Below are 12,636 nucleotides of genomic sequence, written 5' to 3'. Positions count from 1 at the left end.
CCGTCCCACAGCCTACGGGCAGCACGACTCTCCGCCCGGACGACGACGCCGTACCGAGGCTTGACCAGTCCGTGGGGCTATACTGATCTTTTCCCCGCCGGCACCAGCCGGCGACGGCCGGCACGGAGCGGACCCGCAGCACGAGGAGCGCGCGGTCGCCCGGCGTCCCGCGCGGACCCACCGCCCGGCCCCTGCACCGCGCCGCGGTTCGAGCTCGCCCGACGGGCAGAGCTCACCGCGCGCACTGACAACAAGAGAGGCGGTTCCCGTGCCCCGACGTACCCGAGCACTCGCCGGATTCGACCCGTCCTTCGTCGTGGAGGACCACGGCCGTCCCGGCGCCCACGAGCTCAAGCACACCGTGGACGCCGTCGGCAACGAGCTGCTGCTCTACCGCGACACCGTCTCGCGCCGGGAGCGCGCTCGTGACCGGGCCGCCGTGCTCGGCAGCCGCGTCGTCTCCGCCCTCCCCCGCCGCCTGAGCACCGGGCTCGCGCGCCGGGTCGCCCGGGCCCAGACGCTCGGCCCCCGGACCGGCGCGCAGCTGCGTCCCCTCGCCCGCGAGGCGGCGCGCGGCCGCGCCCACGGGCCGGCCGACGTCGCCCGCTACGACAGCGCGACCGAGGAGGCCACGCGCCGCGAGCAGGTCCTCGCGGTGCTTCGCGCGGCCGGGGTCGGCGCGACCGTCATGCCCGCGGGTGCGGGCAAGCCGGCCGCCGTCGTCGTCCGTCGCAGCGACCGCGCGCGGGCCGCCGCCGCCCTCGCCGCGGGCCTGGACGGCACCTGGCGCGTCGTGCCGCTCGACGCACGCGGGGCGCGTCCCCGCGCTCTCAGCGCCCGCCGCCTCGCCCGGGCCGTCACCAGCCGTGACGGGTTCCGGGTCTTCCGCGACGTCCCCGGGCCGGCGCGCCCGCTCATGGGGCCGGAGGTGGGTGTCGACGTCGAGACGTGGCCGGAGACGGTCTCCACGCCCACCGGGCCCGGGGAGCTCCCCTCGGAGACCGACGGCACCCTCGTCGCCCCGCGGCGCCAGGCGTGGACCACGCACCTGACCGCCGCGCAGTGGCGGGAGGCCACCGCGACCGGGTCGGTCGACGTCGGCCCGCTGCCGCACCTGTTCGAGCCCACCGGCCCGATCGACGTCGTCTACACGTGGGTGGACGGTGACGACCCGGAGTGGAACGCCGCCCGGCTCGCCGCCCTCGGTGTGCCCGCGGACCAGCGCCACACCCACGAGGCGACGCACACGGCGCGGTTCCGCTCCCAGGACGAGCTGCGCTACTCGCTGCGCTCGCTCGAGATGTACGCCCCGTGGGTGCGCCGCGTCCACATCGTCACGGCCGGGCAGGTGCCGGACTGGCTCGACACCGACCACCCCCGGGTGCGCGTCGTGGACCATCGCGACATCTTCACCGACCCGGGCGTCCTGCCGGTGTTCAACTCCCACGCCATCGAGTCCCAGCTGCACCACATCCCGGGCCTCGCCGAGCAGTACCTCTACCTCAACGACGACGTGTTCTTCGGCCGGCCCGTCTCACCGAGCCTGTTCTTCCACGGCAACGGCCTGGCCAAGTTCTTCACGTCCTCCGCCCTCATGGACGCGCGCGGGCACCAGCCGGACGAGTCCCCCGTGACGAGCGCGGCGAAGAACAACCGCGCCCTCATCGGTGAGGTCTTCGGCCGGCAGGTGACCCACCTGTTCCAGCACACGCCCCACCCGCAGCTGCGTTCGGTGCTGCAGCACATGGAGACCGAGCACCCGGAGCTGTTCGCCCAGGTCGCGGCCTCGACCTTCCGCCACCCGGACGACCTGTCGATCAGCTCGGCGCTGCACCACTACTACGCCTACGCGCTGGGCAGGTCCGTGCCGGGGCGCCTGGCGTACCTCTACCTCGACCTCGCCCACCCGCGTGCTGCCACCCGGCTGCGCCGGCTGCTGCGGCGCCGGGAGTTCGACGTCTTCTGCCTCAACGACTCCCCCGCCGTCGGCGAGGTGGGCCGCGGTGAGCTCCTCGGCGACTTCCTCGAGAGGTACTACCCGGTGGCGTGCACCTTCGAGCTGCCGGTGGGCACCGGTTCCCCGCTTGAGCAGCCGCTGACGACGGCGCAGGTCGCCTAGCCCCGTCCGGCCGACTCCCCACGGCCTGTGCAGCCGGCGAGCGGCACGGCGTGATCGGTGCGAGCCTGCCGTCAGCCGCAACGGTCGACGGGAAGGAGCACGGGATGGCGAAGGACGACGAGGACGGGCGGAGCAGCAGCACGGTGGTGCGCGGGTTGCGGAGCACGGTCGGCCGGGAGAGCACGACGTTCGGCTTCTCGATCCTCGTCACCGTGAGCTTCGGGATGCTCCAGGCGACCGAGGGCACGCCCGACGCCGGGATGCTCTTCCTCTTCGCCACCGGCGCGGTGCTGTCCTTCACCCTCCTCGAGGCGGTCCTCTCCCGCGGTTTCCGGCGGCCCATGCCGCAGCACCGCAGCCACGTCCTGGCCGTCGGCACGAGCCTCAACATCGTGTCGGTCCTCGGCGGCCTCGGGGCGACCTGGCTCGCCGGCACGCTCATGTCCCACTCGGCCGTGTGGGCGCTGGCGCCCTTCCTCGCCGGGGTCGTCTACCTCCTCCTCGAGAGTCTCGAGACGGCACTGGGTGAGCGGGTGCTCGCCGCCGCGGGGGCCGAGGACGCGGACGACGTCGAGCCCTGAGGGTCTGCCGCCGTCGCGAGTGCTGCTGATCTGCACCGAAGTCCCGCGGCACCCGCCCTGAGCGACAGCTGTCCCGGCGTGTCGCGCGCGTGTCGCGGACTTGTGCGCAGATCAGCGACGGCCCCGGTACTCCACAGCCGCGCACGGCGCTGCCCTGCACCGCCCGGGTGTGGAGAACCCGATCGGCTCCCCGACGACGGCCTCCAGTACGAGCTGCTCGACGGGCTGCTGCTCGTGACACCGGCACCCGTGCTGGCGCACCAACGAGCGATCCCAACCTCTACATCGTCCTCCGCGCCGCCTGCCCCGCCGGGTACGAGGTCTTCCTCTCCCCCGTCGACTGGAGACCGGACCGGCGCACCTCGCAGCAGCCCGACCTGCTCGTCGTCCGCAACGAGGACGTCGCGACGCAGAACATCACCGCGCCACTCGTCCTCGCCGTCGAGGTCCTCTCCCCGTCCACCCGCCGCAAGGACCTCCTGCTCAAGCGCTCGAAGTACGAGGAGAGCGGGGTCCGGTCGTACTGGGTCGTCGACCCGGCCGAGCCGTCGCTGCTGGCGCTGGACCTCCAGGAGGGTGCCTACGTCACGACGGCGCACGCGCGCGCGGCGGAGCGAGCGGCTCTCGCCACTCCCTTCCCGGTCGACGTCGTGCCGGCCGAGCTGGTCCGCCCCGCGCCCTGAGACGCCTCGGTCAGGCTTCCATCTCGGCGAGGGCGGCTCTCAGCGCGTCGACGCTCGCGTCGAGGTCGAGGCGCTCCTGCTCCAGGCGCACGTCGCCCTCCTCCCGCAGCAGCGCGAGGGTGGCATCCTCCTCAGCGGTGAGCCGCGCGAGCGACGCCCGGGTGGGCTTCGGCTCGGGCACCCAGAGGTCACGGTGACTCTCGAGCGTGGGCCGGTCCATCAGCACGGACTCCACCTGCGGGCAGTGGCTGCGGAAGCGGTCGAGGATCGCGAAGCCGTGACTGTCGAGGTCTCCCCAGTACAGCAGCCGCGACTCGGTGACCCACCCGACCCTGGCGAGCCTGTCCACCGCGTGCCCCGAGCCGTGGACGACGACGACGCCAGGCAGCGACGGCAGCGCCACCAGGGTCTCGAGGTTCTCGACGACGAGCACCGCATGCGGGATCACGGTGAGCCGAGCGAGCTCTTCCACGGGCGCGCTCACGTCGCTCAGTCCGCCGGGTCCCAGGCCGACGTCGAGAAAGCGCACCCGGACGAGTTCCGGTGGCGAGGCGAGACCAAGGTCCGGCCGGCCGGTGATGGCCCGGTGCAGCCCCGTGACCAGCCCGCGGTGCCGCTGGGTCCACTTGGTGTCCACGCCGCGCACCGGCAGCTGCCGGATGTACGCCCCTGAGGAGGGGTGGTCGACGAGCCAGCGCAGCACCTCGCGCAGCCGGTCGGTGTCCGCCTGCGGGAGGGCTGCCAGTGTCCCGGCGCTGGTGCGCAGTGCCCGGGCGAGTGCCTCACCGCCGTCGGTCGTGCGGCCGCGCCACTCCTCCACCACACCGGCGACGCGCGAGGCCACCACCCGCCAGTGCGCCTGGCGCCCGGCGAAGGCGGCGAGCTCCGCGGCATCGGTCACCGTGAGGCGGACGGGGACCTGTTGGGTTCCCAGGCTTGGCCACCGACGCTCCTCCCAGACCACCCGCACGACGCCGGTCTGCCGCCAGGTGGCGACCCACTCCGCCGCGGCGCCGGGATCGCCGAGGGCGACCCGCTCGACGGGCGGGTGGAGCGGAATGTCGAGCCCGACGGCGTCCTCCTCTCCCATCGCGGCCGCGACTGCCCACGTGGCGTATGAGCGCTCGTACCGGATGCGGGCCCGCTCCCGGGCCTCGGACACAGTGATCACAGCTCGAGCGGCAGGGGGGCCGGCTCGGCGGGCATCTCCTCCACACCCTCCGCGTCTGTAGAAGCCGCACCGGTCATCTCGCCGATGGAGACCGTGGCGACCGAGGAGTGGCGGTGGTCCGGGCAGGTGGCCAGCCCGATCCCACCGACGTAGTCCTCCAGAGTCTGCAGAAGCTTGAGCGGCGTCGCGAGGATCATGTGGAAGCCGAACTCCGCGAAGATGTCCATCGCCATCCGGGTGAAGGAGGTGTCGGCCTTGTCGAAGGCCTCGTCCATGACGACGGTGCCGTAGCTCGGCAGCTCCTGTCCGTCCTCGGCAAGCTGGTAGCGCAGTGCCGCCGCGAGGCAGAACACGACGAGCTTCTGCTTCTGCCCGCCGGACAGGCCTGACCCGGAGTCGTGAACTGCGAGCACCTGGCGGTCGGCATCGATCTCGTGGGCGACGAAGCGAACGTGCCGGCGGGTGTCCAGGCACAGCTCCTGCCACGTCCGGTCACCGTGCTCCGAGGAGGCGAGCCTCCGCATGACCCTGGACATCACCGCGAAGGCGGCCTCCGCCTCGTCGCGGTCACGCATTCCCCAAGACCCTGTCGTGATGGTGGCGAGGTCCTGGAGAAACTCCTTGGCGACCGCCGAACGGTTGTCGGTCACCTTGATCTCGAGGAAGCGCCCCACGTCGAAGTGCGAGCGGCGCAGGGAGGCGTTGACCGGGGCGATCCGGTCGCGGATCTCCTGCGGCGCTCGGCGGATCTCGTTGGCGAGCTGAACGACGTTCCGCTGCGACTGCTGCTCGAGCAGCTCGAAGAAGCGGTCCTCGAACTCGGGCAGCCGGTCAGCGCGCAGGCGGCCGAGGATCTCGAGGTAGCCGCTCCGGTCCCCGACCTCGGCGGTGAGGTCCCCGGCGAGGGCCGGCCACCGGCCACGGAAGTCCCGCACCACGGCGGTGATGGCGTCCTCGGCTCGCCGGGCGGCGGCCTGTGCGGCGTCACGTTCCTCGACGAGCTCGCGTGTCACGGTGTTCGCCACCCGGTCGATGGTGTCGTAGGTGACGGTGCGACGGGTTCGGGCCGCGTGGAAGCGGCGCTCGAGCTCCTCCTGATGGGCGACCGGGACGGCCGTGGAGGAGTCCTCGGTCTCGGCGAGGACCTTCTCGAGGTCGCGCAGGTGCGCGCGGACCGCGGCGACGGCGTCGCGCCGCTCCTGCTCCGCCTCCCGCGCCTGGACGAGGACGTGCTCTGCGCGCGCCGCCTCGAGCTCGGCGGCCTGGAGGTCGCTGTTGCCCCGGCGCAGCTCCTCGAGTGCGGCGCGGCTACGGTCCAGCGCGGACCGGGCCGCCGCGACGTCCATGGTCGACCAGTCCCGCTGCTCCAGGCCGCGCAGCATGAAGGCGCGGTCCCCGGCTGACCGCTGCTCCCTGTCCAGCCCTCCGAGCCGCTCCTCGTGGGCAACGAGCTCGTCCTTGACCGCGCGCAGCTCGTCGAGGAAGAGGTCCATCTTCGCCGCGTTGTCGAAGCCGAGGACCCAACGGGAACGATCGTCCACCCGCGAGCGGTCATCCTTCTCGTACCGCGTCCGACCGCGCTTGACCTGGCCAGCGCGGGTGACGGCGCGGTCGTGGGCGTGGAGCTCGGCCGGGTGCTCGACGCAGGCGTAGTCGTAAGAGGCGGCGAGGGTGGCGTGCAGCCAGGCCGCCATCGGGCCGTCTGCCACTTCGACCCGGTGCACGAGGGACAGCTCCGTGCGGACGGGGCGCGGTGGGTCCACCCGCGCGGGCACGCTCTCCATCGACAGACGCGTGCCGAGGTGGTGGGCGTCGGCCGCCGCGACGACGGCGTCCCGGTGCGTCGCCGGCACGAGCAGGACGGTGGCGAGCGGGTGCAGCACCCGCTCGGCGGCACCGGTCCAGTCGGCGTGCTCGGCCCGGACCTGGAGCAGCTCTCCCGCAAAGGGCAGCGTGGCCGGCGACAGGCCGGTCTCTCGGCAGATGAGCGCGCGGGCCGCGAGGCGCCGGGCACCGAGGTTGGAGCGCACGCCGTGCAGGGCCGCCAGCTCGGTCTTGAGGGCAGCCTCGCGCCGTCGCAGATCAGCCGCTGCGTCGTGGAGCGCGTGTGCCTGCTCCCGCCGGCGGGCAGCGGCCTCGTCCTCACGGTCCGCGTCGGCCCGCGCCGTAGCCCGCAGCTCCTCGAACTCGGCGAAGCTCGTCGGCATGGCGACGCCCACCCTCTGGAGGTCACCGGCGAGCTGGTCACGAGCGGCGACGGCAGCGGCGAGGCGCTGCTCGCCGCTCTCGACCGTCAGGCGCTGGAGCTCCAGCGCGCTGCCACCGCGATCCGCGACGACTCGGCGAGCGACGTCCACGGCCGCCTGTGCCCTCCCGGTAGCGGCAACGGTCGACGCGAGGTCGTGCTCTGCTGTGCCCAGCTCTGCGGCGGCCTGGTCGCGGGCCTCCTGGGCGAGGGCACGCTTCCACGTGTCGCGGAAGGGCTCCAGCGCGGCCCCCAACGCACGCGTCTGCTCCACGGCGGCGACGTGCTCGTCGTACTGCGCGGCATGCTCCACGAGCGGGCCGAGCAGCTCCACCTGGGTCCGTGCCTCCACGACGTGCGCGTGGGCCTGGGCCAGCTCGGCGAACTGCTCGACGGCGGTCTGCGCCAGTGCGCGGGTGCGCGGCTCGTCGAGCATGAACGTGCGGAAGAGGTCGTCGAGGTTGTCGAGGCTCTTGGCGCCCTGGGTCTTGTGGAGGAGGACGAGGGCGTTCTCCCCCGAGATGCCCAGGAGTCGGCAGAACCGGGCGGCGAAGACGGAGTGCCGGTCGGTGACCACGGCCCGCGGCCAGGCCGCCTTGATGCGGCGCACGTCCAGGCCGTTCTCGACGTAGGCCTTGAGCTCGAGGAGGTCGACGGGCTCCTGGTGCAGCAGATGGAGCTCGGAGGCGTCCGCGGCGCTGCTCGCGCCCCGCCGCAGGTGGTAGAGCTTGACCAGGGTCACCACCTTGCCGGTGCCGTTGCCGTACTGCAGGAGGATGCCGCTCCACGTAGCGCCGCGGCGCAGGTAGTCACTCACCACCTCGCCCGTCTCCTCATCCGCGTGCCGGCGCCAGGCACCGCGGACGTAGCTGACCGTGGTGCGGTCGGCGCGCCGAGCCGCACCGTCGGCGGCCGCGGCGTTGAAACGCAGCTTCGCACGCGGCACGAGGACCGCCGCGACCGCGTCGACCAGGGACGACTTGCCCGAGCCGGAGTGGCCGGTGAGGAGGAAGCCCTTGCGCGGGACGTCGATGCGGTGGTGCCCGTGGAAAGTGCCCCAGTTGACGACCTCGATGCGCTCCAGGCGCCACTGCCCTCGGTGGGTGGTCATTCGGACGTCCCCTGCTGCTCGGGTGCGGGCTCCACGGACACTCGTGCGCCGTCGTCGTCGTGGCGGGTGAGGAGGCGCTCGAACTCGCTCTGCACGGCGGCAATCTCCTCGGCCCCGAAGACGAGGCGCAGGACAGGAGAGATCTCGACGCGCCCCTCGGTGCTCGTGCGCTGGAGGATCCCGTACTTCTCGAGCTTGGTCCAGGAGGCGTTGATCCGCTTGGCGAAGCCGGCGGGATCAGCGTCGTCACGGCCGCGGTAGACCTGAAGCTGGTCGGCCACCTCGTCTGCGCCGACGATCACCCGCTCACCGCTGCCCGCCTGGAGGAGCAGCTGGCGAAGGTGCAGCACCATGGCGGTGTCCATGAAGGTCATCGCGGCGGCGCGGACGACACGCGGCGCCTCGACGCCGTCTGGCTCGGCGTTGCGGACGAAGGCGACCTCCGCCTCGGTGTCGAGGACGAGCTCGAGGAACAGGTCCGCAAGCCGGGAGCGGATCGGCTGCTCGTCACCGAGCAGCGCGCTCCACAGCTGCGGGTGACGGCGGGCCGCGAGGTACGGGCCGCGGAGCAGCTGGACGAGCGCCCGGCGCGAAGCCAGGTGCAGCGTGCCGGTGTCGCCGTCCCAGAGCGCGCCGGGCGGCGCGCCGGCCGTGGGGTCGGGCTGGGTCATCGGTTCGATCATCTCGCTCATGCGACCTCAGAGGTGAAGAGGTGGACGGGCACGGTACCGCTGCGGGCGACCCCACCGCTCGAGGTCCACGCGACGCGCTCCTCACCGCCGACCTCGGTGCCGTGCTTCTCGGCGAGGACGAGCAGGCCGACGACGCTGGCCACTCCCTGGGTGGCCGGCCGGGCGACGAGCACCTCGCCGATCGTCGATGGTCCATGCTCGGCCAGAACGGCGTTGACGTTCTCGACGAGCTCCTTGACGTCGATCTCGGAGACACGGACGGCGTCACGCAAGGCCGCGACGTCCACGGGGGCGGGCTCGACGGTCGTCACGTCCTCGGTGACCTCCGAGTCGGCCGGGTTGTGAAGGCGGAGCACAGCCACGGAGTCCAGGGGGACGGAGGTGAGGTCGAGGTCGACGCCGACATGGTGAAAGGGGCGGACGTGACCGCTGAGGTCCATTGCGGTGCGCAGCGTCTGGCGCAGCAGGCGGTGGATCCGGCGGTCCTCCTGCAGCTCCTGGCTCTGGACGAAGCGGCGGAGGCTGCGCGAGAAAGCGGTCATGACCTCGTGAATCTCACCGCTCGCATCCTGCAGGCTGGGCAGCAGCCGTCGCAGCCGGCGTGCCTGCTGTGGCGTCAGCGCCCCGGCGAAGGAGCGCTCGAGCACCGCGGAGACGTGGTCCTCGAGCTCGGCGCTGCGGACAGGGTCGAGGATGAGGGAGTAGAACCCGGCGAAGGTGCGCCCGGCGTCGGAGGAGGCGAGGTGATCCACACCCCGGAAGACGTCCTCCAGGACTGCGCCGCGGGACAGCTCCTGCTCGACGAGCTTCTCGCGAAGGGACCGGTTGAGCTGCTCCATCTCGGTGCGCACGCGCGCGAAGTCAGCAGGCAGCTCCTCGGCGAGGGCGAGGACGTCGCGGGCGCGCTCCAGTGCGCGGTCGGCGTCGAGGATCTCGAAGTCCCCGGCCGCGACGCGCTCGATCTCGGCGTCGAGCCGGTCACGCTGCTCACGGAGCGCCCGCAGGCGGCTGGTGGCGTCCGGGTCGGTCTCCACGGCGAGCTCACGGACCTGCGCGAGGATCGTGCTGAGGCGGGACTCGGTGACGGTCTGCCGGCGGTCGGCGAGCTGGCTGACGAAACGGATCGCGGTCAGCGCTCCCTCGGAGAGCTCGAAGACCTCCTCGCGGGTGCTCTCCGCCGCCCGGCGGACGAGGAACCCGGCGTCGCGCCACGCGGCACAGTAGTACTGGGCCGTCTGCGGCAGCTCGAAGCCGTGGTCGCGCAGCACCGCGAGGTCCTCGTCCACCTTGCTGAAGAGCACCGGGGCAGCCAGGCGCTTGTCCTCGCCGCCCAGGTGCTCGCCGAGGATCGCGATGGCGGGGGCAGCGTGCTGCGCGCGCAGGAAGACCCAGGCGGGGTGGTCGGCACTCAGGCGCTGTGCCGCGAGCGCCGTGCTCAGCGTGCTCACGGCTGCGACTCTACCCAGCCGGTCCGACAGTGCGGCAAAGCTCAGACATCGGTGAGCAGCCTCGACGCACTCCTACCGCTCGCCGCGGCTCTCGTCGACGAGCTCGACGGCGGACCTCCCGTGCTGCCTCGGCGCGGGAAGCGCCGGACGGGGGCTCAAGGGCGGTTCCACCCGTCCTTCAGCGAGCAACCGCTCCAACGGTGAGCGACCGTCAGGCGGCTCGATGGTCACCACCGCTGCCCTCGGTCAGCCCAGCAGCCGCGGCCGCAGCTCGGAGCCGAAGAAGTCGAGGAACGCGTCCGGGTCCGGGCCGACGTTCATCGTCACGACGTGGTCGTAGCCCGCGTCGGTGAACTGCCGGATCGTCGCGAGGTGCCGCTCGACGTCTGGACCGCAGGCGAACTGCTCGCGCACGTCCTCCTCCCGGACCGTCGCCGCGGCGGCGTCGAAGTTCACCGGGTTGGGCAGCTCGGACATCACCTTCCACCCGGTGAGCGCCCAGCGGCTGGTCTCCAGGGCGTGCGCGGCGGCCTCGTCCTCGGTGGCGGCGTAGGCGAGCGGCGCCTCGGCGTAGAGCGGGCCGTCCCCTCCGGCGCCATGGAAGGCCTCGATGAGGGAGGGGTCGGGCTCGGTGACGAAGAGGCCGTCGGCGAGCTCCCCCGCCAATCGGGCAGCCTGCGGCCCACCGCCGGCGACGGCGATGCGCGGCAGCTCCTCGGGCAGGTCGAAGATGCGCGCGTCCTCGAGCTGGAGGTAGCGCCCGTCGTAGCTCTGGTAGCCGCCCTGCCACAGCAGCCGGATGATCTCCAGCGCCTCGCGCAGCATGTCCTGACGCACCGTCGCGGAGGGCCACGGCTTGCCGACGACGTGCTCGTTGAGCCGCTCGCCCGAGCCGAGACCGAGGGTGAAGCGGCCGTCGGAGATGAGCGCCGTCGTCGCCGCGGCCTGCGCGATCACCGCCGGGTGGTAGCGGAAGGTCGGGCAGGTGACGCCGGTGACGAGGCCGATGTGCTCGGTGCGCGCGGCGATGGCGGCGAGGACCGACCACGCGAAGGGGCTGTGGCCCTGGTTGTCGAGCCAGGGGTGGAAGTGGTCGCTGATCTCGACGAAGTCGTAGCCGACCTCCTCGGCGCGGACGGCCTGGCGGATGAGCTCCTGGGGCCCGTAGGCCTCGGCGGCGAGCTTGTAGCCGAGCTTCATGACGGTCTCCTTCGCGGGTGGTTCGGGCTGGTCAGTGGCCGGCGGCGCGCCGCACGAGCGCGGCCATGGCGCCGGTGTCGTCGCTGTCGACGACGGGAACCTCGTCCTCGAGGTGGAACTCGATCCCGGGGTTGTGGACGTCGGAGCCGTCGGCGAGGAAGAAGTGCGGGCTGCCCTGCACGTCCTCGCGGTGGGTGCGGTAGTCGCGCATCATCGGCCCGCGCGCCCGGCCGTCGTCGAGCGCCTCCCGCAGCGCGTGGGCGTCCACGGAGGGGCAGGACCCGGCGACGTCGATGATCTCGTAGAGCATGCTCACCGTGCGGCTCTCGGCGAACAGCGCCCGCCGCAGCGCGAGGTCGAGCTCCTCCGAGGCGGCGGGGCCCTGCGCCTTCGCGGCGTGGACGGCCTCGTTGGCGAGCAGGGTGGTGACGGGCCACTCCGACTCCTTGCCCTGCCACGTCCGGAAGCCGAAGTCGGGGGCGAGCTCGGCGAAGACGGGCACCTCGCCGGAGACGAAGTCGAGCGGCAGCGGGAAGGCGTTGACGTCCTCGAGGAGGAAGAGGCGGTGGTCCACCCGCACCTCCTCCTCCAGCCCCGCCTCGGCGCGGGCCGCGTAGAAGCGGTGCAGGGCCAGGGTGGCCCACCCGCAGGCGACGTCCGAGTAGAGCACGATCGTCCCCGGCTCCACGTGGATGGGCATGGCACGTCCTTCCGTCGGCTTCCCGACGAGTCTCACCCGAGGCGGGCGAGCGGGCATCTCACGACGACGGCGCGAGCCCGGTCAGCCAGGTGCGGACGGCCTCACCGATGGCGGGCTGGTCCTTCTTGAGGCTGTGGTCCCCGGCGACGACGACGACGCTGCGGCCCGGTCCCTCCGGCGGCATCCCGAAGGCGTCACGCTCGCCCTGGACGACGAGCGTCGGCACGCCCGCGCCGTCGAGCTCAGGCAGGCGGCTGGGCCGCTCCGCCTTGCCCGGCGGCTGGAGCGGGAAGGCCAGGCACAGGACGCCGACGGCGCTGAGCGGCTGGGCCGTGCGGCACGCGACCCGCGCCCCCGAGGAGCGTCCGCCGACGACGAGCGGCAGGCCCGCGCCGGGGCCGTCGAGCAGGTGGCGGACGACGTCGGTCCACGCGGCGTCGAGCTGCGTCGCGGGCGCGGGCGCCCGGCGGCCGGCCACCCGGTAGGGCTGCTCGACGAGCGCGACGGCCCAGCCGAGCTCGGTCGCGACCGTGGTCGCGGTGCGCAGGTCCGGCGCCTCGACCCCGCCCCCGGCCCCGTGCCCGAGCACGAGCAGCCCGCGGGCGTCCGGGGCGCGGTGCAGGTGCACCCGCGCCGGCCCGTGCGTCGTCTCGATCTCGAGGGTCTCGCCGCTCACCGTCCGATCG

At 73.0% G+C, this 12,636-nt stretch carries 10 protein-coding genes; 3 read left to right on the top strand and 7 right to left on the bottom strand.

Annotated features, from left to right (window positions below; all coding sequences use genetic code 11):
* Window positions 1-268 precede the first annotated feature (268 nt).
* The 3 genes from ACWPXV_RS04625 (at window position 269) to ACWPXV_RS04615 (ending at window position 3,383) form a co-directional block, all read left to right on the top strand.
* A complete protein-coding gene (locus ACWPXV_RS04625; protein ID WP_454084124.1) occupies window positions 269-2,119 on the top strand; it encodes a stealth family protein in 1,851 nt (616 codons plus the stop codon).
* A 104-nt stretch (window positions 2,120-2,223) separates the two neighbouring features.
* Window positions 2,224-2,700 (top strand): hypothetical protein, encoded by a 477-nt coding sequence (locus tag ACWPXV_RS04620; RefSeq protein ID WP_454084123.1) that lies wholly within the window; start codon window positions 2,224-2,226, stop codon window positions 2,698-2,700.
* A gap of 167 nt (window positions 2,701-2,867) precedes the next feature.
* Window positions 2,868-3,383 carry a Uma2 family endonuclease gene (locus ACWPXV_RS04615; protein ID WP_454084122.1) on the top strand — a complete coding sequence of 172 codons (516 nt, stop codon included), beginning with the start codon at window positions 2,868-2,870 and terminating at the stop codon, window positions 3,381-3,383.
* Between the two features lie 10 nt (window positions 3,384-3,393).
* On the opposite strand, the gene ACWPXV_RS04610 is transcribed toward ACWPXV_RS04615, so the two are convergent.
* From ACWPXV_RS04610 to ACWPXV_RS04580, 7 genes are all read right to left on the bottom strand, one after another.
* Entirely contained in the window at window positions 3,394-4,554 is a 1,161-nt protein-coding gene (locus ACWPXV_RS04610; RefSeq protein ID WP_454084121.1) for a Wadjet anti-phage system protein JetD domain-containing protein, read from the bottom strand.
* Window positions 4,551-7,910 (bottom strand): ATP-binding protein, encoded by a 3,360-nt coding sequence (locus ACWPXV_RS04605; protein WP_454084120.1) that lies wholly within the window; start codon window positions 7,908-7,910, stop codon window positions 4,551-4,553. The genes ACWPXV_RS04610 and ACWPXV_RS04605 overlap by 4 nt, the downstream gene beginning before the upstream one ends.
* The gene (locus ACWPXV_RS04600) at window positions 7,907-8,602 is read right to left on the bottom strand and encodes a DUF4194 domain-containing protein (RefSeq protein WP_454084119.1); all 696 of its coding nucleotides are present in this window, start codon (window positions 8,600-8,602) and stop codon (window positions 7,907-7,909) included. Before ACWPXV_RS04600 ends, ACWPXV_RS04605 begins: the two co-directional genes overlap by 4 nt.
* The gene (locus ACWPXV_RS04595) at window positions 8,599-10,050 is read right to left on the bottom strand and encodes a DUF3375 domain-containing protein (RefSeq protein WP_454084118.1); all 1,452 of its coding nucleotides are present in this window, start codon (window positions 10,048-10,050) and stop codon (window positions 8,599-8,601) included. The genes ACWPXV_RS04600 and ACWPXV_RS04595 overlap by 4 nt, the downstream gene beginning before the upstream one ends.
* A gap of 246 nt (window positions 10,051-10,296) precedes the next feature.
* Window positions 10,297-11,250 (bottom strand): TIGR03557 family F420-dependent LLM class oxidoreductase, encoded by a 954-nt coding sequence (locus ACWPXV_RS04590; protein WP_454084117.1) that lies wholly within the window; start codon window positions 11,248-11,250, stop codon window positions 10,297-10,299.
* A gap of 31 nt (window positions 11,251-11,281) precedes the next feature.
* Window positions 11,282-11,950, bottom strand: coding sequence for a DsbA family oxidoreductase (locus ACWPXV_RS04585; RefSeq protein ID WP_454084116.1), 669 nt, complete (start codon window positions 11,948-11,950; stop codon window positions 11,282-11,284).
* A 58-nt stretch (window positions 11,951-12,008) separates the two neighbouring features.
* A complete protein-coding gene (locus ACWPXV_RS04580; protein ID WP_454084334.1) occupies window positions 12,009-12,626 on the bottom strand; it encodes an alpha/beta hydrolase family protein in 618 nt (205 codons plus the stop codon).
* Window positions 12,627-12,636 lie beyond the last annotated feature (10 nt).

This window comes from Georgenia sp. Marseille-Q6866, from assembly GCF_965111665.1.
This window is presented reverse-complemented; position numbering and strand designations above follow the sequence as displayed.